Here is a 24,658-nt window from a genome sequence, read left to right as displayed (position 1 = left end):
TCAGAGCAGACCCCATGAAACGCGCGCCCCTCGACGACAGCTTCAAGGTCAATCACAACCCGGTCACCCTGCGCGAAATCGTGCTGGAGAAACTGCGCAGCGCCATCATGAATTTCCAGCTGCTGCCCGGTGACCGCCTGGTGGAGCGCGACCTGTGCGACCGCCTTGGCGTCAGCCGCACCTCGGTGCGCGAAGCCTTGCGCCACCTGGAGTCCGAAGGGCTGGTGGAATTCGCCGATGCCAAGGGCCCGCAAGTCGCGATCATCACCCTGGCCGATGCCGTCGATATCTATGAACTGCGCTGCGTGCTCGAAGGCTTGATCGTGCAGCTGTTCACCCTGCGCGCCAAGGCCAAGGACATCAAGGCCCTGGAAAAAGCCCTGGAGGAAAACCGCAAGGCCCTCAAGGAAGGCGAACTGCAGCAAGTGATCGACTCCGTGCAGGGCTTCTACGATGTGTTGCTCGAAGGCTGCGGCAACCACGTGGCCGCCACTCAGTTGCGCCAGTTGCAGGCGCGTATCAGCTACCTGCGCGCGACGTCGGTGTCCCAGCAGAACCGACGGGGCGCCAGCAACCAGGAAATGGAGCGCATGGTCCAGGCGATCAAGAGCGGCGACCCCCTCGCCGCCCACCAGGCCTGCGTCGATCACGTGCGTGCCGCGGCCGCCGTGGCCCTGGATTACCTCAAGCGCAAACAGGAAGAAACCGGCAAGCTCCCCGAGATCACCCTGCCCATCGCGCTCAAAGAACCGCGCATAGGTCACTGACCGTGCCAGGCCCCAGCTTCTGCCCGACCTGCGGCGGCCATGACCTCGGTCACCAACTGCCACCGGGCGACACCCACGAGCGCCTGATGTGCCGGGGCTGCGGCTACATCCACTACATCAACCCCAAGATCATCACCGGCTGCATCATCGAGCAGGACGGCAAATACCTGCTGTGCCAGCGCGCAATCCCCCCGCGCCCCGGCACCTGGACGCTGCCGGCGGGCTTCATGGAAGGGGGCGAAACCACCGAAGAAGCGGCGTTGCGCGAAGTCTGGGAAGAGACCGGCGTGCGCGCCGAGATCGTATCGCCCTACTCGATTTTCAGCGTGCCGAAGATCAGCGAGGTGTACATCATCTTCCGCGCCATCGCGCTGGAGATCACCGGCCAGTTCGGCCCGGAAACCCTGGCCTACACCTTCTTCGCCCCCGAGGACATCCCCTGGGACAGCATCTACTACCCGGCGATCCGGCAGATTCTGGAGCGCTATATCGAAGAGCGCCAGGCGGGGGTGTATGGCATATACATGGGGAATGATGACAGCGGCAAGATTCACTTCATACGCTGATCTTAAGCCTAATGTGGGAGGGGGCTTGCCCCCGATGGCGGCCTCTGGGCTGGCCAGGATGTTGGATTGGACCGAGTACATATCCGTTTCTGCGGTCACGGCTGCTATGGGTTCCGCTTTTACAGCGGCTCACTTTTGAAAAGCGCAAAAGTAAGCAAAACGCTCTTGCCCCACCACTCGGCACCTCGCTAATGCTCGGTGTGCCCTCACTCCGGCTTGAATCCGTGGGCCGCCGCAATGGGCCATCCCTGGCCCAGTGCGGCTAACCCGGCGTCCTGCCGGGTTGCCCACGGATTCAAGCCTGCGTTCGGCCAGCGTGGTTTAACGGGGCGCCTAGGATCAAAAGCAGATCAAGATCAAGAGCGACTCGCTTCGCATCGTGGTTACGCGGTTGGGCGCTACAGAGTTGTGTAGATACCTATGCCCCGATAGCGGTCTTTCAGCCAGCTTGTTTATAGCTGACCCACCGCCATCGGGGGCAAGCCCCCTCCCACATTTGGACCACACTCGGCCAGGTATACCTAGGGCGCCAGCCCTTCCACAATAATGATCTGCGCCTCTCCCACCCCCGCTCTGTGCCCCTTCGCCGCCTGATATTCGGCAGACTCATAGCACGCCACTGCCTGCTCATAGCTCTCAAACTCAATCACCACATTGCGCTGCCGTGCGGGCCCGCCTTCCAGTGCCTCAGTGCGCCCGCCCCTGGCCAGGAAGCGCCCGCCGAACTTCGCAAACGCCGCTGGGGCGCGTTGGGTGTACTGGGTGTATTGCTCTGCATCGGACACGTCCACATGGGCAATCCAATAGGCCTTCATCGAGACATCCTCTTGCTTGGAATTTGTGGTATACCATAATACATACAACCAACAAGCAGAGCACTCCCCATGCCCTTCAACAGCATCGCCGACATTATCGAAGACTACCGCCAGGGCAAGATGGTGCTGCTGGTGGACGACGAAGACCGGGAAAACGAAGGCGACCTGCTGCTGCCTGCAGCGTGTTGCACCGCCGAGACTATCAGCTTCATGGCCCGCGAAGCCCGTGGCCTGATCTGCCTGACCCTCACCGATGAACATTGCCAACGCCTCGGCCTGGAGCAGATGGTGCCCAGCAATGGCAGCGTGTTCAGCACCGCGTTTACCGTGTCCATCGAAGCCGCCACCGGCGTGACCACCGGCATCTCCGCCGCCGACCGCGCACGCACGGTGGCGGCGGCTGTGGACAGCAACGCCGGCCCCGCCGACATTGTGCAGCCGGGGCATATCTTCCCGCTGCGCGCCAGGGATGGCGGTGTGCTGACCCGCGCCGGCCATACCGAAGCCGGTTGCGACCTGGCGCGCCTGGCCGGGCACACACCGGCCTCGGTGATCGTGGAAGTGATGAACGACGACGGCACCATGGCCCGCCGCCCCGAGCTGGAAGCCTTTGCCCGCAAGCACGGGATCAAGATCGGCACCATCGCCGACCTGATCCACTACCGTCTCAGCACCGAACGCACCGTGGTGCGCATCGGCGAGCGCGACCTGCCCACGGTGCACGGCACCTTTCGCCTGATCACTTTTGAAGACCGCATCGACGGCGGCGTGCACATGGCCATGGTCATGGGTCAACTGCGCCGCGATGAACCGGCGCTGGTGCGTGTGCATGTAATCGACCCGTTGCGCGACCTGGTCGGCGCCGACTACAGCGGGCCGTCCAACTGGACCTTGTGGGCCGCCCTGCAACGCGTGGCGGCAGAAGGCTGCGGCGTGGTGGTGGTGCTGGCCAACCATGAATCGTCCCAGGCCTTGCTCGAACGCGTCCCGCAGTTGACCCAGGCGCCGCGTCAGTTCAGCCGGTCGCAGTCGCGGATTTACTCGGAAGTGGGTACCGGCGCGCAGATATTGCAGGACCTGGGCGCAGGCAAACTGCGTCACCTCGGGCCACCGCTGAAATACGCAGGCTTGACCGGTTACGACCTGGAAGTCGTGGAAAGCATCCCCTTCACCTGAGACTGGAAACCAGCGTCGGCAGATAGCCGGTATGGCAAAGTGCTTGCGCAAAGTTTGGAATACCATAATATGATATTCCATAGGCCGGACGACCTTATCAGGTGGTCCGGACCGACTGCTCCCGACAGGCGGGCACTGCAAAGCCCCGCTCATAAACACAACAATGAGGGCGTAAACATGGTGTTGAATAAAGGTGCAACCGCGGCGCTGTTCGCGGGGCTGTTGAGCGTGGCCACCCACGCGGCCATGGCAGCCGAAAGCGTCAACTTCGTCAGCTGGGGCGGCAGCACCCAGGATGCGCAGAAGCAGGCGTGGGCCGATCCTTTCAGCAAGGCCAGCGGCATCACCGTCGTCCAGGACGGCCCCACCGACTACGGCAAACTCAAGGCCATGGTCGAAAGCGGCAATGTGCAGTGGGACGTGGTGGATGTCGAAGCCGACTTCGCCCTGCGCGCCGCCGCCGAAGGCCTGCTCGAGCCCCTCGACTTCTCGGTGATCCAGCGCGACAAGATCGACCCGCGCTTCGTCTCCGACCATGGCGTCGGTTCGTTCTTCTTCTCCTTCGTGCTCGGCTACAACGAAGGCAAGCTCGGCGCCGGCAAACCGCAGGACTGGAGCGCCTTGTTCGACACCAAGACCTACCCCGGCAAACGCGCCCTCTACAAATGGCCGAGCCCGGGCGTGCTCGAACTGGCGCTGCTGGCCGACGGCGTACCCGCCGACACGCTCTACCCCCTGGACCTGGACCGCGCCTTCAAGAAACTCGACACGATCAAGAAAGACATCGTCTGGTGGGGCGGCGGCGCGCAGTCGCAACAGTTGCTGGCCTCCGGCGAAGTGAGCATGGGCCAGTTCTGGAACGGTCGCATTCACGCCTTGCAGGAAGATGGCGCACCGGTGGGCGTGAGCTGGAAGCAGAACCTGGTGATGGCCGACATCCTCGTGGTGCCCAAAGGCTCGAAAAACAAAGCGGCCGCGATGAAATTCCTGGCCAATGCCAGCAGCGCCAAGGGCCAGGCGGATTTCTCCAACCTGACCGCCTACGCGCCGGTGAACATCGACAGCGTGCAGCGCCTGGATTCGGTCCTGGCGCCCAACCTGCCGACCGCCTACGCCAAGGACCAGATCACCCTCGATTTCGCCTACTGGGCCAAGAACGGTCCGGCCATTGCGACACGGTGGAATGAATGGCTAGTCAAATGAAAATGACGGCAACCACGCCGCACGGGGGCGCCCTCGGCGGTACCGTTGGCGCGAAGGCCGGGGCGCCGTCCCTGGCGCAGCGTTGGCGCGGATCGGGCAACCTGATTCCGGCGCTGCTGTTCCTTGGCCTGTTCTTCCTGGCGCCACTGATCGGCCTGCTGCTGCGCGGCGTGCTGGAGCCGGTGCCGGGCCTGGGCAACTACGAACAGTTGTTTGCCAACTCGGCGTATGCGCGGGTGTTGCTCAATACCTTTTCAGTGGCCGGCCTGGTGACCCTGTTCAGCCTGCTGCTGGGCTTTCCGCTGGCCTGGGCGATTACCCTGGTGCCGCGCGGCTGGGGCCGTTGGATCCTGAGTATCGTGCTGCTGTCGATGTGGACCAGCCTGCTCGCCCGCACCTATTCCTGGCTGGTATTGCTGCAAGCCTCGGGGGTGATCAACAAGGCGTTGATGGCCATGGGCATCATCGATCAACCGCTGGAGATGGTGCATAACCTCACCGGCGTGGTGATCGGCATGAGCTACATCATGATTCCGTTCATCGTGCTGCCGCTGCAGGCGACCATGCAGGCCATCGACCCGATGATCCTGCAGGCAGGTTCCACCTGCGGCGCCAGCCCGTGGACCAACTTCTTGCGCGTCTTCCTGCCGCTGTGCCGGCCGGGCTTGTTTTCCGGCGGGTTGATGGTGTTTGTGATGTCCCTCGGTTACTACGTCACCCCGGCCCTGCTGGGCGGTGCGCAGAACATGATGCTGCCGGAGTTCATCATCCAGCAGGTGCAGTCGTTCCTCAATTGGGGCCTGGCCAGTGCCGGTGCGGCGTTGCTGATTTTGATCACGCTGGTGCTGTTCTACTTCTACCTGAAGCTCCAGCCGGAATCCCCGGTTGGCGCCAGCAACGCGAGGTAAGCCGTCATGCTCCTGACTCCCAACGCCATGAGCCGCAGGCTGCGCCTGGGCCTCTACACCACCACCGGTTTGATTGGCCTGTTCCTGCTCTTGCCGATCGTGTTTATCGTGTTGCTGTCGTTCGGTTCGTCGCAATGGCTGGTGTTCCCGCCACCGGGCTGGACACTGAAATGGTACGGCCAGTTTTTCTCCAACCCCGACTGGATGAACGCGGCGATGGCCAGCCTCAAGGTGGCGGTGCTGACCACGTTCTTTGCCGTTGCCCTGGGGCTGCCGACCGCGTTTGCCCTGGTGCGCGGGCGCTTCCCCGGCCGCGAGCTGCTCTACGGCCTGTTCACCCTGCCGATGATCGTGCCGCTGGTGATCATCGCCGTGGCGGTGTACGCGCTGTTCCTCAAGCTCGGCTACACCGGCACGATGTTCGCCTTCGTGGTCAGCCATGTGATTGTCGCTCTGCCGTTCACCATCATCTCGATCATCAACTCGCTGAAGCTGTTCGATCAGTCGATTGAAGACGCGGCGGTGATCTGCGGCGCCTCGCGCTTGCAGGCGGTGTTCAAGGTGACCTTCCCGGCGATTCGCCCAGGGATGGTGGCCGGTGCGCTGTTCGCCTTTCTCGTTTCGTGGGACGAAGTGGTGCTCAGCGTGATGATGGCCAGCCCGACCCTGCAAACCCTTCCCGTGAAAATGTGGACCACCCTGCGCCAGGACCTGACGCCTGTGATCGCCGTCGCCTCGACGTTGCTGATCGGCCTGTCGGTACTGGTCATGGTGATTGCCGCCGCCCTTCGTCGGCGCACTGAAACCCGCGCCTAAGCGCCCAGGAGCAGAACATGAGTGCAGTGATCCAAGATGTCGCGCAGAACCCCGGCCAACCCCTGGTCAGCCTGCGCAACCTGAACAAGTACTACGGCGACTTTGCCGCCGTGGACAACATTTCCCTGGACATCCAGGACGGCGAGTTCCTCACCTTCCTCGGCTCCAGCGGCTCGGGCAAGAGCACCACGCTGTCGATGCTGGCCGGCTTTGAAACGCCGAGCAGCGGCGAGATCCTGGTGAGCGGGCAATCCCTGGTCAACGTGCCGCCGCACAAGCGCGACATCGGCATGGTGTTCCAACGCTACTCGCTGTTTCCGCACCTGTCGGTGCGCGACAACATCGCCTTCCCCCTGGCCATCCGCAAACTGGCCAGCGCCGAACGCGAGAAACGCGTCGACGCGATGCTCAAGCTGGTGCAACTGGAACCGTTTGCCCATCGCCGCCCTTCGCAACTCTCCGGCGGCCAGCAACAGCGCGTCGCCATCGCCCGCGCGCTGGTGTACGAGCCGCGCATCCTGCTGATGGACGAACCCCTCGGCGCCCTCGACAAGAAACTGCGTGAAGACCTGCAGGACGAGCTGCGCCAATTGCACCGGCGCCTGGGCATCACCATTGTCTACGTGACCCACGACCAGGAAGAAGCCATGCGCCTGTCCCAGCGCATCGCGATTTTCAGCCACGGTAAAATCGTCGGCCTGGGCAGCGGTTTCGACCTGTACCAGAACCCGCCGAACGCGTTCGTCGCCTCGTTCCTGGGCAATTCAAACTTCCTCAAGCTCAAGGCCCAGGGCAATGCGGCAGCGTCGTTCGAAGGCCAGTCGCTGTCGATCCGCCTGACCAGCGGGCTGCACACCGAGCAGGATGTATTGCTGATGGTGCGCCCGGAAAAGGCCCTGGCGCTGAGTGTCGAACAGGCCATCGAGCAACCGCTGGCGGCGGGCTGGAATGAAGTCTCGGCGATTGTCGGGGAGGTACTGTTTCTGGGCGAGAGCCAGACCTGCGCGGTGAAGACCCTGGGCGGTACGTCGATGACGGTCAAGGCGCTCTCGGCGGCGGGCATGCCGCTCAAGGCCGGCGACCCGGTGCGGGTGCGCTGGGCCACGGCGGATGCGTGCGTGTATACGCAGTGGGCCGAGAGTGATTTGAACAAGGCGGCCGGGGCGCATTGAGCCCGCCTTGGAAGGCTTCATGCGGCAGCGGCCGGGGAGAGTGCCAGCTGGTTTATAGCTGGCCGTTGCGCCATCGGAGCATCGCATCAACTTCTGTACCAAATGGCCCAGATGACGGTTCCAACCACCCAGATATGACTGATGCGATAGGGCCACAGGGCCCATCTTCTGAGCGCTAAAGGAACTAATGCCAACTCGTCCTCGGTGACCAGGCCAGCTTTCACAAAACGCTTGGAATCGGACAGGAAATCAATCATAAGCCCCATGCGGTAAAACTTATCGATCCGTTGGTTTCTTTTCCAAAAACGTTTGTGCCTACGAACACATTCGTTCTCACTGAAATAGCTTTCCAGCTCGTCCAGTTTTCTGTATTCGGCGTATAGCATCAGCCCCAGAAGGATGAATATCCCAACCATCCACACGATGGTGTAAACCAGAAAGAACGACATCGTTAAGCCCCTTCTGGTTGAAATATAAAATGTCCATCGGCTTCAATAATTTCTCCCCCTAGAAGAGCACCGCCATCGCCGGCCAAAACGCCTCCTGCATACCCTCCCGCAGCGCCACCGATAATTCCACAGGCCAACTCAGCGCGCCCCTTGGTGGCGACCGCGAAAGCTATCCGGCAAAGGCTGCCCCCAACCTTTGCACCGAAATTACCAATCCAGGCAGCCCCCGCCACGCTACCCGCCAACCGCCCCGTCTCCACATACCTGGCCCGCCGACACTGCGCCTCCCTCCCCGTCATACACGCCTCCTTGATCTCCAATCCCGCCGCCCCCACGTCCATCGCCAGGCCCACATACATACCCTTGCCCAACCACTTCGACACCCGGGCAATCGCCGCCATCCGCTGGGCATACCCGGCAATCTCACCCTTATGCAAATAGCTTCTGGTGGAGACCCCGAGGATCTTCTTCAACGACTGATTACCGCGCAAGCCCGTACCCAATCTGGCCACGCCACTCAGTTGGATATCCAGCGATGCAAATAGCATCTGCCGCTGGCCAATGAAGGCATTGCGATCCAGCCCGCCCGCTTTCATCCGTTGATGCAAGCGCTCGATTTCCTCCAACGTATGCACTATTTCGTCCAAATGCCGCGCCCAGGCAGATGTCGCGCTGCCGACGCCAATCGAGCCATAGGTCAGCAAGCTCTGCAGCAAGTCATAGTCATTGACCACGGCGGCCCCGACCGATGAGCTCTGTTCCAAATCGCGTTGCACTCGCTCGGCATGACGCATCAACCAGGCTTCATCCTTGGAGCATTCCACGCTGTATGCATCGGGAATAATCACCAATTGCCCCGGCGTGACCAGCCCATGGCGCAGGTGCCGGTTGAGCACATCAAAATGGTCGGAGCGCTGGCGACTCAAACCGCTTCCCATCAAGCGGGACTTCAAGCTGCCGTAGTCGATTGTGTGGTCGTTGATATAACCCTGCGCCATGCCCTGCATCCCGCGTCCAATAGAGAGGGCATCGGAATATAAGCAAGCGAATACGGCCCGGACACACGCCGGAAAGCGAAAAGAAAAATAGAGAAGTTGCCTACGTTGCCGGGAAAAACCGACTACAAAAAAACCCGGCCAGCGCCTAATGCCGTTCAGTTAAGGCTTTTTGTAGGAGCGAGGGGGGCGCCTAGCTCTTGCTCGCGAAAAACCACAGGCGCCGCGTTCAACCAGCAAACACGCGTTATCGTTGACGTTTTTCGCGAGCAAGCTCGCTCCTACAGAGGGCGATGTACGCTTAACTGAACAGCATTACGGCAAGCGCCGGGTATTTGATGTGACGCGAGGATCAGTCCGAATAACCCAGCTTCGCCGCCCGGACCTTCTGCGTTTGCTTGCGCGTCGCCAGGCAGTAATACAACGGACACGTCACCGCCAACCCCACCAGCCACGACAAGTCCGCGCCTTCCACCAGGTTGGCCCACGGCCCCACATACAACGACGTATTGGCAAACGGCAGTTGCACGATGATCCCGATGAAGTACGCCACGATCGCATGCAGGTTAAACCGGCCATACACCCCGCCATCGGCCTGGAAGATCGAGGCGATGTCGTACACGCCGCGCTTGATCACGTAGAAATCGATCAGGTTGATCGAGGCCCACGGCACCAGCACCAGCAACAGCGCGAGGATCAGCCCGATAAATTGCGCGATGAAGTCCGCCGATGCGCCCAGCGCCACCACGCAGCAACCGGCGAGGATGATGCCCGAAAGCACCACGCGCACTTTGATGCTGGGGGTCCAGTGGCTGGCGAAGGTCTGGATCGAGGTGATGATCGAAAGCACCGCACCGTACAGGTTCAGCGCGTTGTGGCTGATGATATTGAGCAGGAACAGCACCATCAGGATCGGCCCCAGCGCGCCGGTGGCCTGCTTGACCGCAACCATCGCTTCGGTGCCTTCCGGTGTAGCCAGCGCCGCCACCAGGCCGAAGGCAAATGACAGGATGGTGCCCAGGGTTGCGCCCAGGTAGGTGGCGATAAACGGCCGGGTGATGCCGATGTCCGCCGGCAGGTAACGCGAATAGTCGCTGGTGTAGGGCGAGAAGCTGATCTGCCAGATGATCCCGAGCGACACCGTGGCCAGCCAGCCGGCGGCGTTGAAACCGCCACGGGTGAGGAAGTCGGCCGGCAGGTCATGGGCAAAGATGTAGACAAAACCGGCGAGCAACGCGCTGCCCATCACCCAGGTGCCGATGCGGTTCAAGGTATGGATAAAGCGGTAGCCGATCACGCCGATGGCCGTGGCGCTGAGCGCGCCGATCAGGATGCTCGCCGGCACCGGCACCGAGGGCACGATGCCGACGATGGATTTGCCGGCCAGCACAATATTGGAAATGAAAAAGCCGATGTAGATCAGCGCCGCGAAAAACACGATCAGCAGCGCGCCATAGCGCCCGAACTGGCCGCGGCTCTGCACCATCTGCGGGATGCCCATGCGCGGGCCCTGGGCCGAGGCCAGGGCAATCACCACGCCGCCCAGCAGATGCCCGAGGACAATCGCCAGCAGCCCCCACAGCAGGTTGAGATGGAACACCTGGGCCACCATCGCGCCGGTGACGATGGGCAGCGGCGCGATATTGGTACTGAACCATAACGTGAACAGGTCGCGGGCCTTCCCGTGGCGCTCTGCGAGGGGGACGTAATCGACCGTGTGATGCTCGATCAGGGGGTCTTGCCGGGACATCTGAGGCATAGGAATAACTCGCGTTTGTCTGATCTTATAGTTGTTTGACGCCATCCAGAGGAAGCTCGATGGCCGCCTCTCAGACGAACACCATATTATGGTATTCCAACATTTTAACAAGGCTGATCCGCTGTTTTAGCCTGCCTCTGATCCGGCAATCGCGCCCCGAGAACAACCGCCATCACGGGATAAATCCCCGTAATAAAGGCCTTTGGCGGGTCCTGGACACGTTTATCGCCGGTCCAAAAAAGCCCTTGCAACTCCTGTATTACGGTATACCATCAGACCTATAAATTTAAAAACCGCTTCATAGCAGAGGACCATCCCATGATCGATGCCGCCATCTACAAACAAGTGATGGGTTCGTTTCCGTCCGGGGTCACCGTGATTACTACGCTGGACGACGACGGGCAAATCGTCGGCCTCACCGCCAGCGCATTCAGCTCGCTGTCCATGGACCCGGCCCTGGTGCTCTTCTGCCCCAACTACAGCTCCGACTCCTACCCCGTACTGATCAGGAACAAACGCTTCGCCATCCATGTGCTGTCCGGCGGGCAGCAAAGCGAAGCCTATGCCTTTGCGCGCAAAGGCAAGGACAAGGCCCAGGGCATCGAGTGGACCCTGAGTGCACTGGGCAATCCGATCCTGGCCAACGCCACGGCGGTCATTGAATGCCAACTGTGGCGCGAATACGAAGGCGGCGACCACGCAATCATGGTGGGCGCCGTCGAGAACCTGATCGTGCCGGTGCAGCCGAACAACCCCCTGGTGTATTGCCACGGCAAGATGGGTACCCTGCCGGTGCCTGCCTGACACCCCGCTCAACCCGTTTTTTGCGGAAAAATAACAATAGATCCGAGGTACGCGTCATGAAATTTTCGCTGTTCGTACACATGGAACGCTGGGATGAAAGCGTCAGCCACCGTCAGTTGTTCGAAGACTTGACCGAACTGACCCTGATGGCCGAAGCCGGTGGCTTCAGCACCGTGTGGATTGGCGAACACCACGCGATGGAATACACCATATCGCCAAGCCCGATGCCGTTGCTGGCTTACCTTGCGGCCAGGACCACCACGATTCGCCTGGGCGCCGGCACCATCATCGCGCCGTTCTGGCACCCGCTGCGGGTGGCGGGGGAATGCGCGTTGCTCGACGTGATCAGCAACGGACGCATGGAAGTGGGCCTCGCCCGGGGCGCTTACCAGGTTGAATTCGACCGCATGGCCGGCGGCATGCCCGCCTCGAGCGGCGGCCAGGCCCTGCGCGAAATGGTGCCGGTGGTGCGCGCCCTGTGGCAAGGCGACTACGCCCATGACGGCGACATCTGGAAATTCCCCACTTCCACCAGCGTGCCCAAGCCGATCCAGCAGCCCACCCCACCGATGTGGATCGCCGCCCGCGACCCCGACTCCCACAATTTTGCAGTGGCCAACGGCTGCAACGTAATGGTCACGCCGCTGATGAAAGGCGACGAAGAAGTCCTGGACCTGAAAAACAAATTCCAGGCCGCCCTGGACAACAACCCTGGCGTGCCCCGCCCGCAATTGATGGTGCTGCGCCACACCCACGTGCACGCCGCTGATGATCCCCAGGGCTGGAAAGTCGGGGCCAAGGCGATCTCGAAGTTCTATCGCACCTTCGATGCCTGGTTCGGCAACAAGAGCGTGCCGGTCAACGGTTTTCTCGAGCCAAGCCCGGAAGAGAAGTTTGCCGCACGGCCAGAGTTCGAGCTGGAGAGCCTGCACAAAACCGCGATGATCGGCACCGCAGAAGAGATCATCCCGCGCATTCGGTACTACCAGGAACTGGGCGTGGATGAGTTCAGCTTCTGGTGCGACAACAGCCTGCCCCATGCCGAGAAAAAGAAGTCCCTGGCACTGTTTATCGAGCAGGTGATGCCGGCGTTTCGCTGACCGAGTGCCGGCGCCCTCTGTAGGAGCGAGCTTGCTCGCGAAAAACGTCAACGATAACGCGTGCTTCCTGAATCAACGCGGTGTCGGTGAGTTTTTCGCGAGCAAGCTCGCTCCTACAAAGGGCGGTGACGGGCATTAGCGCTTGCCCTCCTACTTTCCTTGCCCTCGGCCCATCATCGCAGCATCTGTAACAGTCTATTGCACGAGCATAATGTACTAACCAGTTACTTATCTTGCTAAAATCGCGCCCTTGCCCTCTCTCACTCGAGTCCTTTCGACATGAAACGAGCATCGCGCGCCGCTGGCGTCTCTAGATTCCTACTCCTTGGCCTGGGCGTGATCATCGCCCTGCTCGGCCTTGCGCTCGCCGTCGGCGGTGCCAAATTGATCAGCCTGGGAGGTTCCTGGTACTTCCTGGTCGGTGGCGTGGCCATGGCCATTGCCGGGCTGCTGATTGCCCGGCGCAACCCGGCGGGTGCCTGGCTGTTCGCCGCGTTCCTGGTCGGCACGGCCGTCTGGGCCGTCGCGGATGTGGGCCTGGTGTACTGGCCGCTGTTCTCGCGCCTGTTCATGTTCGCCGTGATCGGTATCGTGGTCGCGCTGGTGTATCCGTTGCTGGTCGGCAAACCGGCGCGTGGCGCGTACGGCGTCGCTGCCGTGCTGACGCTCGGCGTGGCAGTGGCCGCGGGCAATATGTTCGTCGCTCACCCAAGCGTAGCGCCAACCGGCGCAGGCCCAGGCATCACCCCGGTGGCTGCGGCCGATGCCCAGAAAGACTGGGCCCACTACGGCAACACCGAAGGCGGCAGTCGCTTCGCCGCGCTGGACCAGATCAATCGCGACAACATCGACAAGCTCAAAGTCGCCTGGACCTACCACACCGGTGACGTGGCGATCAGCGACGGCAACGGTGCCGAGGACCAACTGACGCCCCTGCAGATCGGCAACAAAGTGTTTATCTGCACCCCGCACAACAACCTCATCGCGCTCGACGCCGACACCGGCAAGGAGCTGTGGAAGAACGAGATCAATGCCCAATCGGCGGTCTGGCAGCGATGCCGTGGCGTGGCCTACTTCGACGCCACTGCGCCGATTGCCCAGCCGACCCAACAAGGCAGCTCGCCGGTCATTGCCGCCAGCGTGGCCGCCGGTGCGCAATGCCAGCGTCGTCTGCTGACCAACACCATCGATGCACGCCTGATCGCCGTGGACGCCGACACCGGCAAATTCTGCGAAGACTTCGGCACCCACGGCCAGGTGGATTTGAAGGCCGGCCTGGGTAATGTCCCGGACAGCTACTACCAGCTGTCCTCGGCGCCGCTGATTGCCGGCACCACGGTGGTGGTGGGTGGTCGCGTCGCGGATAACGTACAAACCGATATGCCGGGCGGCGTGATCCGTGGTTTCGATGTGATCAGCGGGCAGATGCGCTGGGCGTTCGACCCCGGCAACCCTGAAGACAAACACGCGCCGGCCGCTGGCAGCACCTACGTGCGCAGCACCCCGAACAGCTGGGCGCCGATGTCCTACGACCCGCTGATGAACACGGTCTTCCTGCCGATGGGCAGCTCGTCCACCGACATCTACGGCGTGGAACGCACCCAGCTCAATCATAAATACGGTGCTTCGGTGCTCGCGCTGGACGCCTCCACCGGCGCCGAGAAATGGGTGTACCAGACGGTCCACAATGACCTGTGGGACTTCGACCTGCCGATGCAACCCAGCCTGATCGATTTCACCCCGCCGGGCAGCGACAAGGCAGTGCCCGCCGTGGTGATCGGCACCAAGGCCGGGCAGATCTATGTACTCGACCGCGCCACCGGCAAGCCGTTGACCGACGTGCAGGAAGTGCCGGTCAAAGCCGCGAACATCCCCAACGAGCCGTACTCCCCCACCCAGCCCAAGTCCCTGGGCATGCCGCAGATCGGCGCGCAAACCCTGACCGAATCGGACATGTGGGGCGCCACGCCGTATGACCAGTTGCTGTGCCGCATCGACTTCAAGGGCATGCGCTACGACGGCCTGTACACCGCGCCGGGCACCGATAAATCCCTGAGCTTCCCGGGTTCCCTGGGCGGCATGAACTGGGGCAGCATTTCCACCGACCCGGTGCACGGCTTTATCTTCGTCAACGACATGCGCCTGGGCCTGTGGATCCAGATGGTGCCGTCGCAGAACAAGGCCCTGGCGGCCTCCGGTGGCGAAGCGCTGAACACCGGCATGGGCGCCGTGCCGCTCAAGGGCACGCCGTACGCGGTGAACAAGAACCGCTTCCTGTCGGTGGCCGGCATCCCGTGCCAGGCGCCGCCGTTCGGCACCTTGACCGCGATCGACATGAAGACGCAGAAAATCGCCTGGCAAGTACCGGTGGGCACCGTTGAAGACACCGGTCCCCTGGGCATCCGCATGCACCTGCCGATCAAGGTTGGCCTGCCGACCCTCGGCGGTACGCTGTCGACCCAGGGTGGCCTGATCTTTATCGCCGGCACCCAGGACTTCTACCTGCGCGCCTTCAACAGCGGCAACGGTGATGAAATCTGGAAAGCCCGCCTGCCGGTGGGCAGCCAGGGCGGCCCGATGACTTACGTGTCGCCGAAAACCGGCAAGCAGTACATCGTCGTCACCGCCGGCGGTGCACGCCAGTCCACCGACCGTGGCGACTACGTGATCGCCTACGCCTTGCCGTAACAACCCCTTGTTAGCGCGGTGCGCCCGCACCGCGCTTTTGTGCCTGGAAAATCCCCCATGAACCCTACTTATCATACGTCCCTTGGGCGCTTGGCGCTGGGCCTGGCCTTTGCCGCCGCCCTGCCCGTCCAAGCCGACGACACCACCCTGACCGGCGACTGGGGCGGCCTGCGCCGTGAACTCGACGAACAGGGCGTACGCTTCAGCGGCGACTACAGCGGCGAGACCGCCTACAACGCCCACGGCGGCCGGCATCGCTCGGCGCGCTATTCACAGAATCTCAAGCTCGGTGTGCAGTTCGACCTCGGCAAACTCTACGGTCTCAACAACGGCGACCGCATCCAGCTGACCATCAACGACCGCCGCGGCAACAGCGCCTCCGAAGACCTGGTGGGCAACCGACTGCCGATCCAGGAGAACTACGGTGGCCTCTACACCCGCCTCACCGAGTTGAGCTACGAACGCACGCTGTTTACACCGGCACTTAACCTCAAGTTCGGCTACATGGCCATGGGCAATGACCTCGGCGGCCTGGACAGCGGCATCCTGTGCAACTTCATGAACGCCGGGTTCTGCGGGCACCCGCTGAACATGTCGGGCGGCAGCGGCTGGGCCAACTACCCGAATGCGCACCTGGGCGCGCGGGTGAAATACGACTTCTCGCCCAACTGGCAACTGCGCGTGGCCGCGTTCAATGTCGACCCGTCCAGCAACGGCAATTCCAGCCGCGCCTGGCACCTGGGGCCCAAACACACCACCGGCACGGTGGTGCCCATCGAGCTGATTTACAAACACACCGGCAGCCTGCCGGGTGAATACAAGCTCGGTTATTACTACGACAGCTCCGATGTAAAACGCATCGGCAGCGACAAAGAGGTCAGCGGGCGTGGCGGCCACTACCTGTTGATCGACCAGGCCGTGTGGGCCTCGCAATCATCCCAGGGCCGCAGCCTGCATGCCTTCGGTCAGTACTCCGCTGCCAGCGAAGCCGCGTCGCCGTTCAGCAAGTGGTATGGCGCGGGCGTGGTGTTGTACAAACCGTTCGAAGGCCGCCCGCGCGACACCGTCTCCCTGGGCTATGGCCGCGCCGTGCCGAACCCGCGCAGTCGCGATGTACAGGAACTGGCGGCCTTCAATGCAGGCAACCCCTACCCTGCCCTGGACAGCGCCGAGCAGTTGATCGAACTCAGTTATGGCTATCAGGCCACGCCGTGGCTGACCTTGCGTCCGGATGTGCAATACATCATCGAACCGGGGGCATTTTCCGGGAAGCGTATCGACAATGCGCTGATCCTGGGTATGCAGGTCAAGGCGGTGTTCTAAGCCGCGCCCTGCTGGTACTGCCGCGGCGTACACCCGTACTCGCGGCGAAACACCGTGTGCAGGTATTGCGCCGAGGTGAACCCGCAGGTCTGCGCAATATCGGCAATCGCCAGCGCCTGGTTTTCCAGGCCCCTGGCGGCGGCGGCAAGTTTGAAGCGCAGGATCTCGTCGTGCACGCTGCACCCCCGCACCTTGCGAAAGTGCGACTCCAACGATGAACGCGACACCCCGACATACGCCGCCACCTGCGCGGTCTTGATGCCCTGGCAGGCGTATTGACGAATGAACAGCAGGGCCTGCATCACATAGGGATTGCCCAAAGGTTGATGCAGGCTGGAGGCCTGCACGTTGATCGCGTCCGGCGGCACCAGCACCTGCGTACCCGCACAGGGTTTGCCATGCAGCATCTGATGCAGCAGCGCGGCGGCGGTGCGGCCCATGGTTTCGGTGCCCTGGATCACCGAACTGAGCGGCACCCGCGTCAGCGTGCGGGTCAGCGGGTCGTTGTCGATACCGATCAGCGCCACTTCCTCCGGCACCGCAATGCCTGCGGTCAGGCAGGCCTGCAGCAGTTGCCGGGCACGGGCGTCGGTCACCGCAATGATGCCGATGGGCTTGGGCAGGCTGTGCAGCCAGGCAATCTGCTGCTCCACCGCGCTGTCCCACAACGGCGCGCTGGTCCCCAGGCCGCGATAGATCTCCACCTGCAAACCATCGCGCTGCATCAAGCCGCGAAAAGCCTTCTCACGCTCCTGGGCCCAGCGATTGGCCTGGGCTTCGGGCAGGCTGAAACAGGCAAACCGCGTCAGCCCGGCCTCGATCAGATGCTCGTAGGCCAACTTCATGAGGGCATGGTTATCGGTCGCCACATAGGGAATCCCCTTGGGGTACAGGCTGACGTCCTCATACGAGCCGCCCACCGCCACCACCGGTATCCGACTCCCGGCCAACGCCTCACCAATCAGCGGGTCATCGAAATCGGCAATGATCCCATCGCCCTGCCAACGCTCGATGCCGCGCAGACGACAGAGGAAATCCTCCTCCAGGAACAAATCCCAGGACGCACGGGTGCTGCTCAGGTAATTGCCGATACCGGCGATGATGCCACGGTCGTAGATTTTGCTGCCGTTGAAGAGCAAGGCAATGCGGTGCACGGGCGGTAGGGTTTTCATTGTTTTTGTCCTCGGGCCGGTGGAGACAGACTAGACCTGACTGCACAAAATCGCACCACCCCTTGGTGATTTTCATAATCAGCAGCCCCAGTGCCGTTGCTAGTATCCAGACACCGCCAAGAACAATAAGGAAAACCCCATGCCGTACTTCCCCGGTGTCGAGCAGGTTCGCTTCGAAGGCCCTGCCAGCGACTCTCCCCTCGCCTTTCGTCACTACGACGCCAACAAGCTGATCCTCGGCAAGCCCATGCGCGAGCACCTGCGCATGGCCGCCTGTTACTGGCACACCTTTGTGTGGCCGGGGGCGGATATGTTTGGGGTGGGCACCTTCAAGCGACCGTGGCAGCGCAGCGGTGACCCGATGGAGCTGGCCATTGGCAAGGCGGAGGCGGCCTTTGAGTTTTTCTCCAAGCTGGGCATCGACTACTACAGTTTCCACGACACCGACGTGGCGCCCGAAGGCAGTTCGCTCAAGGAGTACCGCAACCACTTTGCGCAGATGGTCGATCACCTGGAGCGTCATCAGGAACAGACCGGCATCAAGTTGCTGTGGGGCACCGCCAATTGCTTCAGCAACCCGCGCTTTGCCGCCGGCGCCGCGAGCAATCCCGACCCGGAGGTGTTCGCCTACGCCGCCGCCCAGGTGTTCAGCGCGATGAACGCCACGCTGCGCCTCAAGGGTTCCAACTACGTGCTGTGGGGCGGCCGTGAAGGCTATGAAACCCTGCTCAACACCGACCTCAAGCGCGAGCGCGAGCAGCTTGGCCGGTTCATGCGCATGGTGGTGGAGCACAAGCACAAGATCGGCTTTACCGGCGACCTGCTGATCGAGCCCAAGCCCCAGGAACCAACCAAGCATCAGTACGATTACGACAGCGCCACGGTGTTCGGCTTCCTGCATGAGTACGGCCTGGAGCACGAGATCAAGGTCAATATCGAGGCCAACCATGCGACGTTGGCCGGGCACAGCTTTCATCATGAGATTGCCACCGCCGTGTCCCTGGGAATTTTCGGCAGCATCGACGCCAACCGTGGCGACCCGCAGAACGGCTGGGATACCGACCAGTTTCCCAACAGCGTCGAGGAAATGACCCTGGCCACCTATGAAATCCTCAAGGCCGGCGGGTTCAGGAATGGCGGCTACAATTTCGATTCCAAGGTGCGCCGCCAGAGCCTGGACGAGGTGGACCTGTTCCACGGCCACGTAGCGGCGATGGATGTGTTGGCCCTGGCCCTGGAGCGCGCGGCCGCCATGGTGCAGAACGACCGCCTGCAACAGTTCAAGGACCAGCGCTATGCCGGCTGGCAGCAGCCGCTGGGCAAAGCCGTACTGGCGGGCGAGTTCAGCCTGCAATCCCTGGCCGAACATGCGTTCGCCAACGAACTGGACCCGCAGGCCGTGAGTGGTCGGCAGGAGATGCTGGAAGGAATCGTGAACCGGTTCATCTACACCTGACACCCCTCTGCAGGAGCGAGCTTGCTCGCGAAGAACGTCAACGATAATGCGCGTTTCTTGGATAAACGCGGCGCTCTCGGGTTTTTCGCGAGCAAGCTCGCTCCTACAAGAGCTGTGACATTTGCGCGACAAATCTATGCACAGAGCGCCCCAGGACGCTCTACAGTTTCAGGCGCACCACGCTGTGTCTTTTCCAACAACAATAAAAGGACGCACCACCATGAAGTCATTCAAACGTACGCTGCTCGCCACTGCCCTGGCCCTGCTCGCCCTGCCGGTGATGGCCGATTCGGCTCACCCGAAAATCGGTTTTTCCATCGACGACCTGCGCCTTGAGCGCTGGTCCCGAGACCGTGACTACTTCGTCGCAGCGGCGGAAAAACTCGATGCCAAGGTGTTCGTGCAGTCCGCCGATGCCAACGAGCAGAAGCAAATCTCGCAGATCGAAAACCTCATCTCCCGTGGCGTCGATGTGATCGTGATCGTGCCGTTCAATGCCACGGTGCTCACCAACGCGGTGGCCGAAGCCAAGAAGGCCGGGATCAAGGTGGTGTCCTACGACCGTCTGATCCTCAATGCGGACATCGATGCCTACATCTCCTTCGATAACGAAAAAGTCGGCGAAATGCAGGCCAGCGGCGTGCTGCAAGCGGCGCCCAAGGGTAATTACTTCCTGCTCGGCGGCGCGCCGACCGACAACAACGCCAAGGTGCTGCGCGAAGGCCAGATGAAGGTGCTGCAACCGGCCATCGACAAGGGCGATATCAAGATTGTCGGCCAGCAATGGGTGAAAGAGTGGAATCCCACCGAAGCCCTGAGCATCGTCGAGAACGCCCTGACCCGTAACAACAACAAAATCGACGCCATCGTCGCCTCCAACGACGCCACCGCCGGCGGTGCGATCCAGGCCCTGGCCGCGCAGAAGCTGGCGGGCAAGGTGCCGATTTCCGGCCAGGACGCGGACCTCGCGGCGATCAAGCGCGTGATCGACGGCACCCAGACCATGACCGTCTACAAACCGCTCAAGTTGATCGCCACCGAGGCGGCCAAACTGTCGGTGCAGTTGGCGCGCAATGAAAAACCCACCTACAGCTCGCAATACGACAATGGCAGCAAGCAGGTCGACACCATCCTGCTCACCCCGACGCCGCTGACCAAGGCCAATATCGACGTGCTGGAGAAGGACGGGTTCTACACCAAAGAACAGATCGCCGGGCAATGATGACTGCCTCGATAAAACCTCGCCCCCTGTAGGAGCGAGCTTGCTCGCGAAAAACGTCAACGATAATGCGCGCTTCCTGGATAAACGCGGCGCTCTCGGGTTTTTCGCGAGCAAGCTCGCTCCTACGGGGGTGGGGGCCAGCCTATTTGTGTGAGCCTTTCCCATGTCCGACTACCTGCTGCAAATGAACGGCATCGTCAAAAGCTTCGGTGGTGTCAACGCCCTCAACGGCATCGACATCAAGGTGCGGCCCGGCGAATGCGTCGGGTTGTGCGGCGAAAACGGCGCCGGCAAATCCACCTTGATGAAGGTGCTGTCGGCGGTCTATCCGTACGGCACCTGGGAAGGAGAAATCCTCTGGGACGGGCAGCCGCTCAAAGCCCAGTCCATCAGTGAAACCGAAGCCGCCGGCATCGTCATCATCCATCAGGAACTGACCCTGGTGCCCGACCTGTCGGTGGCCGAGAACATCTTTATGGGCCACGAACTGACCCTGCCCGGCGGGCGCATGAATTACCCGGCGATGCTGCACCGCGCCGAAGCGTTGATGCGTGAACTCAAGGTGCCGGACATGAATGTGGCGCTGCCGGTGTCGCAGTACGGCGGCGGCTACCAGCAACTGGTGGAGATCGCCAAGGCTCTGAACAAACAGGCGCGCCTGCTGATTCTCGACGAGCCCTCTTCGGCCCTGACCCGCTCGGAAATCGACGTGCTGCTGGACATCATCCGTGACCTCAAGGCCAAGGGCGTGGCCTGCGTGTACATTTCGCACAAGCTCGATGAGGTGGCCGCCGTGTGCGACACCATCGCCGTGATTCGTGACGGCAAGCACATCGCAACCACCGCCATGGCCGACATGGACATCGCGCAGATCATCACGCAAATGGTCGGCCGCGAGATGAGCAACCTCTACCCCACCGAACCCCATGAGGTGGGTGAGGTGATGTTCGAGGCGCGCAACGTTACCTGCTACGACGTCGACAACCCCAGGCGCAAACGCGTCGACGATGTTTCCTTCGTGCTCAGGCGTGGCGAAATCCTCGGCATTGCCGGGCTGGTGGGCGCCGGGCGCACGGAGCTGGTGTCGGCGCTGTTCGGCGCCTACCCCGGGCGCTACAGCTGCGAGGTGTGGCTGGAAGGCCAGGTGATCGACACGCGCACGCCGCTCAAATCGATCCGCGCCGGGCTGTGCATGGTGCCCGAGGACCGCAAGCGCCAGGGCATCATCCCCGACCTGGGCGTGGGCCAGAACATCACCCTGGCGGTGCTCGACACTTATGCCCACCTGACCCGCATCGACGCCGAGGCCGAACTGGGCAGCATCGACCAGCAGATCGCGCGCATGCACCTGAAAACCGCCAGCCCGTTCCTGCCGATTACCAGCCTGTCCGGCGGCAACCAGCAAAAGGCCGTGCTGGCAAAAATGCTCATGGCCAAGCCCAAGGTGCTGATCCTGGATGAGCCCACACGCGGGGTGGATGTGGGCGCCAAGTACGAGATCTACAAACTGATGGGCGCGCTGGCGGCCGAAGGTGTGGCGATCATCATGGTGTCGTCGGAACTCGCCGAAGTGCTCGGCGTGTCCAACCGCGTGCTGGTGATCGGCGACGGCCAGTTGCGTGGCGACTTCATCAATCAGGGGCTCACCCAGGAACAGGTACTCGCCGCTGCGCTCAGCCAAAACAATAATGATCGGAAGACCGCGTAGATGAATCAGGTCAAACACCTTTTCACCCGCTACAAAATGCTCGCTCTGGTGATCGCCGTCGCGTTCATCTGGCTGTTTTTCAGCTGGCAGACCGACGGCGGCTTCCTCACGCCGCGCAACCTGTCCAACCTGCTGCGGCAGATGTCCATCACCGGGATACTGGCGTGCGGCATGGTGCTGGTGATCATCAGCGGCGAAATCGACTTGTCGGTGGGTTCATTGCTGGGCTTGCTGGGCGGGCTCGCGGCGATCCTGGACGTGGTTTATCACATCCCGCTGCTGGCCAACCTGAGCCTGGTCGCGCTGTGCGGCTTGATGATCGGCCTGGCCAACGGCTATATGACGGCCTACCTGCGCATCCCGTCGTTCATTGTCGGCCTGGGCGGGATGCTGGCGTTTCGCGGGATCCTGCTGGGGATCACCGGCGGCACCACCATCGCGCCGGTGTCGCCGTCGCTGGTGTACGTGGGCCAGGGGTACTTGCCGCATTCGGTGGGCATTGGCCTGGGTGTTTTGCTGTTTGCATTGACCCTGTTCCTCACCTGGAGGCAGCGGCGCAACCGCGCACTGCATGGTTTGGCCGCGCATGCCCTGATGCGCGACATACTGCGCGTGGTGCTGATCGGTGCAGTGCTGGCCGGGTTCGTCACCACCCTCAACAGCTACGACGGCATCCCGGTGCCGGTGTTGCTGCTGCTGGTGCTGCTCGGCGTATTCAGCTACGTCACCAGCCAGACCGTGTTCGGCCGTCGCGTGTACGCGGTGGGCAGCAATATGGAGGCGACGCGGCTGTCGGGTATCAACGTGCAGGCGGTGAAACTGTGGATCTTCGGCATCATGGGCGTGATGTGCGCGCTGGCCGGCCTGGTCAACACCGCGCGCCTGGCCGCCGGCTCACCGTCAGCGGGGAACATGGGCGAACTGGACGCGATTGCCGCGTGCTTTATCGGCGGCACCTCAATGCGCGGCGGCTCGGGCACAGTGTATGGCGCGTTGCTCGGGGCGCTGGTGATTACCAGCCTGGATAACGGCATGTCGATGCTCGACGTGGACAGCTACTGGCAGATGATCGTCAAGGGCAGCATTTTGGTGCTGGCGGTGTGGGTGGATGTGAGTACGCGAGCGGGCCGGCGCTGACCCCCCTTCATGCCAACACCGCATACCCTGTGGGAGGGGGCTTGCTCCCGATGGCAGTGGGTCAGTCAACATTCATTTATCTGACCCACCGCTATCGGGGGCAAGCCCCCTCCCACATTGGTCTGCATTCCAACAGTGGGATTGGTGGCATTGCCGGAAGTTGCCAGGACCACGCTCCATCGAGTGCCTGACCTGTACAAAAACCCACTGCCTGAACGCGGTCAAAAATGTGGGAGGGGGCTTGCCCCCGATAGCGGTGTATCAGCCACCCATACAGTGGCTGACACTCTGCAATCGGGGGCAAGCCCCCTCCCACAGTTGATTGCATTTCAACATTGGGTTGGTGGCATTTAGTCATGGTTTTTAAAGGGCCAGCAAGGCGTGTCCCTTTAAATTGCAGGACGTTTCCTAGACAATCCCTGCCGCCTTGTGCCTGCTGGAATCGCTGGCTAGTCTGCGCTCCGTCACTGCCAATTCAGTGATCGGGTTTAGTCGCCCGGAATGTCACAAGGAGCATGGTCCATCAAGTTTTATGGTGGCTGTGCGCAGGGCACCTTCGGGTGCGCCGGATTTTCCTTGTGGCCGGTCGACTAACCTGCGTACAGCCGCCACCCATCGTTTAGTCGCGACGGGGGTCGGTACCTGACCACACAAGGAGTTGCACCATGAACAAAGCCCTACCCGACCCACCCCTCGATCCCGCAAAAGACCGCGCCGCCTTCAACCGCGCCATCGACCACTACCTGCCCACCCAAGGCTTTCACTCGGTCAACGAAGACCTGAGCTTCGAAGACGCCCTGCTCTACACCGCCAGCTTGCTCGACAGCGCCTCCGCCACCGCCCTGGACTGCGGCGAACTTCTGCAAAGCCCCGAGCGGGCGAAGATACTGGCGGTATGGCACCTGCTAGAAATTGCCAAGACCACGGTCGACCGCTCCATCGAATGCCTGACCTGCACAAAACCCACTGCCTGAACGCGCTCAAAACTGTGGGAGGGGGCTTGCTCCCGATGGCGGTGGGTCAGTCACAGATTGATCAACTGACACTCCGCTATCGGGGGCAAGCCCCCTCCCACATTGGTCTGCATTTCAACATTGGGATTGTTGGCACTGGCTGGCAGTTGCCAAGACCGGGCTCCATCGAATGCCTGACCTGTACAAAAGCCACTGCCTGAACGCGCTCAAAACTGTGGGAGGGGGCTTGCTCCCGATGGTGGTGGGTCAGTCAACATCTACAGTGACTGACACTCCGCTATCGGGGGCAATCCCCCTCCCACATTGGTCTGCATTTCAACATTGGGATTGGTGGCACTGGCTGGCAGTTGCCAGGACCAGGCTCCATCGAATGCCTGACCTGTACAAAACCCACTGCCTGAACGCGCTCAAAACTGTGGGAGGGGGCTTGCCCCCGATGGCGGTGGGT

21 protein-coding genes are annotated in these 24,658 nt (G+C 61.9%); 16 read left to right on the top strand and 5 right to left on the bottom strand.

Going from position 1 to position 24,658, the window contains the following annotated elements:
- Positions 1 to 14: 14 nt before the first annotated feature.
- Both BFQ00_RS27370 and BFQ00_RS27365 read left to right on the top strand, forming a co-directional pair.
- A complete protein-coding gene (locus BFQ00_RS27370; RefSeq protein ID WP_057721964.1) occupies positions 15 to 767 on the top strand; it encodes a GntR family transcriptional regulator in 753 nt (250 codons plus the stop codon).
- 2 nt (positions 768 to 769) lie between these two features.
- Positions 770 to 1,333 (top strand): NUDIX hydrolase, encoded by a 564-nt coding sequence (locus BFQ00_RS27365; protein WP_065935310.1) that lies wholly within the window; start codon positions 770 to 772, stop codon positions 1,331 to 1,333.
- 521 nt (positions 1,334 to 1,854) lie between these two features.
- Here the strand turns inward: BFQ00_RS27365 and BFQ00_RS27360 are convergent.
- A complete protein-coding gene (locus tag BFQ00_RS27360; RefSeq protein ID WP_065935309.1) occupies positions 1,855 to 2,148 on the bottom strand; it encodes a DUF1330 domain-containing protein in 294 nt (97 codons plus the stop codon).
- A 69-nt stretch (positions 2,149 to 2,217) separates the two neighbouring features.
- Here BFQ00_RS27360 and ribBA point away from each other — a divergent pair, with 69 nt between their 5' ends.
- The 5 genes from ribBA to BFQ00_RS27335 all read left to right on the top strand — a co-directional run bounded on the left by ribBA (position 2,218) and on the right by BFQ00_RS27335 (position 7,423).
- Positions 2,218 to 3,324 (top strand): bifunctional 3,4-dihydroxy-2-butanone-4-phosphate synthase/GTP cyclohydrolase II, encoded by a 1,107-nt coding sequence (gene ribBA / locus BFQ00_RS27355; protein WP_065892001.1) that lies wholly within the window; start codon positions 2,218 to 2,220, stop codon positions 3,322 to 3,324.
- A 177-nt stretch (positions 3,325 to 3,501) separates the two neighbouring features.
- Positions 3,502 to 4,527 (top strand): ABC transporter substrate-binding protein, encoded by a 1,026-nt coding sequence (locus BFQ00_RS27350; RefSeq protein WP_065935308.1) that lies wholly within the window; start codon positions 3,502 to 3,504, stop codon positions 4,525 to 4,527.
- The gene (locus BFQ00_RS27345; protein WP_065935307.1) at positions 4,524 to 5,435 is read left to right on the top strand and encodes an ABC transporter permease; all 912 of its coding nucleotides are present in this window, start codon (positions 4,524 to 4,526) and stop codon (positions 5,433 to 5,435) included. Before BFQ00_RS27350 ends, BFQ00_RS27345 begins: the two co-directional genes overlap by 4 nt.
- A 6-nt stretch (positions 5,436 to 5,441) precedes the next feature.
- Positions 5,442 to 6,251: an ABC transporter permease gene (locus BFQ00_RS27340; RefSeq protein ID WP_065935306.1), complete on the top strand. Its 810-nt coding sequence runs from the start codon at positions 5,442 to 5,444 to the stop codon at positions 6,249 to 6,251.
- 17 nt (positions 6,252 to 6,268) lie between these two features.
- Complete coding sequence (locus BFQ00_RS27335; RefSeq protein WP_065935305.1) at positions 6,269 to 7,423, top strand: ABC transporter ATP-binding protein; 1,155 nt, start codon at positions 6,269 to 6,271, stop codon at positions 7,421 to 7,423.
- A gap of 86 nt (positions 7,424 to 7,509) precedes the next feature.
- Here the strand turns inward: BFQ00_RS27335 and BFQ00_RS27330 are convergent, their stop codons facing one another.
- From BFQ00_RS27330 to BFQ00_RS27320, 3 genes are all read right to left on the bottom strand, one after another.
- The gene (locus BFQ00_RS27330) at positions 7,510 to 7,872 is read right to left on the bottom strand and encodes a hypothetical protein (protein WP_065935304.1); all 363 of its coding nucleotides are present in this window, start codon (positions 7,870 to 7,872) and stop codon (positions 7,510 to 7,512) included.
- A gap of 2 nt (positions 7,873 to 7,874) precedes the next feature.
- Positions 7,875 to 8,870 (bottom strand): hypothetical protein, encoded by a 996-nt coding sequence (locus BFQ00_RS27325; RefSeq protein ID WP_065935325.1) that lies wholly within the window; start codon positions 8,868 to 8,870, stop codon positions 7,875 to 7,877.
- A 349-nt stretch (positions 8,871 to 9,219) separates the two neighbouring features.
- Positions 9,220 to 10,626 carry a purine-cytosine permease family protein gene (locus tag BFQ00_RS27320; RefSeq protein WP_065935303.1) on the bottom strand — a complete coding sequence of 469 codons (1,407 nt, stop codon included), beginning with the start codon at positions 10,624 to 10,626 and terminating at the stop codon, positions 9,220 to 9,222.
- 318 nt (positions 10,627 to 10,944) lie between these two features.
- Here BFQ00_RS27320 and BFQ00_RS27315 point away from each other — a divergent pair, with 318 nt between their 5' ends.
- The 4 genes from BFQ00_RS27315 (at position 10,945) to BFQ00_RS27300 (ending at position 16,541) form a co-directional block, all read left to right on the top strand.
- A complete protein-coding gene (locus tag BFQ00_RS27315; protein WP_065935302.1) occupies positions 10,945 to 11,430 on the top strand; it encodes a flavin reductase family protein in 486 nt (161 codons plus the stop codon).
- 56 nt (positions 11,431 to 11,486) lie between these two features.
- A complete protein-coding gene (locus tag BFQ00_RS27310; protein ID WP_065883560.1) occupies positions 11,487 to 12,530 on the top strand; it encodes an LLM class flavin-dependent oxidoreductase in 1,044 nt (347 codons plus the stop codon).
- Positions 12,531 to 12,809: 279 nt separating this feature from the next.
- Complete coding sequence (locus BFQ00_RS27305; RefSeq protein ID WP_065935301.1) at positions 12,810 to 15,218, top strand: glucose/quinate/shikimate family membrane-bound PQQ-dependent dehydrogenase; 2,409 nt, start codon at positions 12,810 to 12,812, stop codon at positions 15,216 to 15,218.
- 57 nt (positions 15,219 to 15,275) lie between these two features.
- Positions 15,276 to 16,541: a carbohydrate porin gene (locus tag BFQ00_RS27300; RefSeq protein ID WP_065935300.1), complete on the top strand. Its 1,266-nt coding sequence runs from the start codon at positions 15,276 to 15,278 to the stop codon at positions 16,539 to 16,541.
- Here the strand turns inward: BFQ00_RS27300 and BFQ00_RS27295 are convergent.
- The gene (locus tag BFQ00_RS27295; protein WP_065883553.1) at positions 16,538 to 17,713 is read right to left on the bottom strand and encodes a XylR family transcriptional regulator; all 1,176 of its coding nucleotides are present in this window, start codon (positions 17,711 to 17,713) and stop codon (positions 16,538 to 16,540) included. The two genes, BFQ00_RS27300 and BFQ00_RS27295, sit on opposite strands and share 4 nt — an antisense overlap.
- A 139-nt stretch (positions 17,714 to 17,852) precedes the next feature.
- Between BFQ00_RS27295 and xylA the strand changes: the two genes are divergently transcribed.
- The 5 genes from xylA (at position 17,853) to BFQ00_RS27270 (ending at position 24,210) form a co-directional block, all read left to right on the top strand.
- Positions 17,853 to 19,169: a xylose isomerase gene (gene xylA / locus BFQ00_RS27290; RefSeq protein ID WP_065883551.1), complete on the top strand. Its 1,317-nt coding sequence runs from the start codon at positions 17,853 to 17,855 to the stop codon at positions 19,167 to 19,169.
- A gap of 220 nt (positions 19,170 to 19,389) precedes the next feature.
- The gene (xylF, locus tag BFQ00_RS27285; RefSeq protein WP_057721949.1) at positions 19,390 to 20,391 is read left to right on the top strand and encodes a D-xylose ABC transporter substrate-binding protein; all 1,002 of its coding nucleotides are present in this window, start codon (positions 19,390 to 19,392) and stop codon (positions 20,389 to 20,391) included.
- A gap of 163 nt (positions 20,392 to 20,554) precedes the next feature.
- The gene (xylG, locus tag BFQ00_RS27280) at positions 20,555 to 22,099 is read left to right on the top strand and encodes a D-xylose ABC transporter ATP-binding protein (protein WP_065935299.1); all 1,545 of its coding nucleotides are present in this window, start codon (positions 20,555 to 20,557) and stop codon (positions 22,097 to 22,099) included.
- Complete coding sequence (locus BFQ00_RS27275; protein ID WP_065935298.1) at positions 22,100 to 23,236, top strand: sugar ABC transporter permease; 1,137 nt, start codon at positions 22,100 to 22,102, stop codon at positions 23,234 to 23,236. It begins immediately after the preceding gene.
- A gap of 665 nt (positions 23,237 to 23,901) precedes the next feature.
- Positions 23,902 to 24,210, top strand: coding sequence for a DUF6124 family protein (locus tag BFQ00_RS27270; protein WP_065883544.1), 309 nt, complete (start codon positions 23,902 to 23,904; stop codon positions 24,208 to 24,210).
- The last annotated feature ends 448 nt before the right edge of the window (positions 24,211 to 24,658 follow it).

The sequence above is a fragment of the Pseudomonas sp. 28 E 9 genome (assembly GCF_900004785.1).
Taxonomy (GTDB): domain Bacteria; phylum Pseudomonadota; class Gammaproteobacteria; order Pseudomonadales; family Pseudomonadaceae; genus Aquipseudomonas; species Aquipseudomonas orientalis_A.
Note: the sequence above shows the minus strand (reverse complement) of the source record. Positions and strands in the feature narration are given on the sequence as shown.

Excerpts from the sequence above, each read along its gene's own strand:
- BFQ00_RS27360 (WP_065935309.1), bottom strand. The coding sequence starts at position 2,148 with ATGAAGGCCTATTGGATTGCCCATGTGGACGTGTCCGATGCAGAGCAA.
- BFQ00_RS27315 (WP_065935302.1), top strand. The coding sequence starts at position 10,945 with ATGATCGATGCCGCCATCTACAAACAAGTGATGGGTTCGTTTCCGTCC.
- xylF (WP_057721949.1), top strand. The coding sequence starts at position 19,390 with ATGAAGTCATTCAAACGTACGCTGCTCGCCACTGCCCTGGCCCTGCTC.
- BFQ00_RS27325 (WP_065935325.1), bottom strand. The coding sequence starts at position 8,870 with ATGGCGCAGGGTTATATCAACGACCACACAATCGACTACGGCAGCTTG.
- BFQ00_RS27345 (WP_065935307.1), top strand. The coding sequence starts at position 4,524 with ATGAAAATGACGGCAACCACGCCGCACGGGGGCGCCCTCGGCGGTACC.
- xylA (WP_065883551.1), top strand. The coding sequence starts at position 17,853 with ATGCCGTACTTCCCCGGTGTCGAGCAGGTTCGCTTCGAAGGCCCTGCC.
- xylG (WP_065935299.1), top strand. The coding sequence starts at position 20,555 with ATGTCCGACTACCTGCTGCAAATGAACGGCATCGTCAAAAGCTTCGGT.
- BFQ00_RS27340 (WP_065935306.1), top strand. The coding sequence starts at position 5,442 with ATGCTCCTGACTCCCAACGCCATGAGCCGCAGGCTGCGCCTGGGCCTC.
- BFQ00_RS27370 (WP_057721964.1), top strand. The coding sequence starts at position 15 with ATGAAACGCGCGCCCCTCGACGACAGCTTCAAGGTCAATCACAACCCG.
- BFQ00_RS27310 (WP_065883560.1), top strand. The coding sequence starts at position 11,487 with ATGAAATTTTCGCTGTTCGTACACATGGAACGCTGGGATGAAAGCGTC.
- BFQ00_RS27295 (WP_065883553.1), bottom strand. The coding sequence starts at position 17,713 with ATGAAAACCCTACCGCCCGTGCACCGCATTGCCTTGCTCTTCAACGGC.
- BFQ00_RS27275 (WP_065935298.1), top strand. The coding sequence starts at position 22,100 with ATGAATCAGGTCAAACACCTTTTCACCCGCTACAAAATGCTCGCTCTG.
- ribBA (WP_065892001.1), top strand. The coding sequence starts at position 2,218 with ATGCCCTTCAACAGCATCGCCGACATTATCGAAGACTACCGCCAGGGC.
- BFQ00_RS27350 (WP_065935308.1), top strand. The coding sequence starts at position 3,502 with ATGGTGTTGAATAAAGGTGCAACCGCGGCGCTGTTCGCGGGGCTGTTG.
- BFQ00_RS27305 (WP_065935301.1), top strand. The coding sequence starts at position 12,810 with ATGAAACGAGCATCGCGCGCCGCTGGCGTCTCTAGATTCCTACTCCTT.
- BFQ00_RS27320 (WP_065935303.1), bottom strand. The coding sequence starts at position 10,626 with ATGCCTCAGATGTCCCGGCAAGACCCCCTGATCGAGCATCACACGGTC.
- BFQ00_RS27300 (WP_065935300.1), top strand. The coding sequence starts at position 15,276 with ATGAACCCTACTTATCATACGTCCCTTGGGCGCTTGGCGCTGGGCCTG.
- BFQ00_RS27270 (WP_065883544.1), top strand. The coding sequence starts at position 23,902 with ATGAACAAAGCCCTACCCGACCCACCCCTCGATCCCGCAAAAGACCGC.
- BFQ00_RS27330 (WP_065935304.1), bottom strand. The coding sequence starts at position 7,872 with ATGTCGTTCTTTCTGGTTTACACCATCGTGTGGATGGTTGGGATATTC.
- BFQ00_RS27335 (WP_065935305.1), top strand. The coding sequence starts at position 6,269 with ATGAGTGCAGTGATCCAAGATGTCGCGCAGAACCCCGGCCAACCCCTG.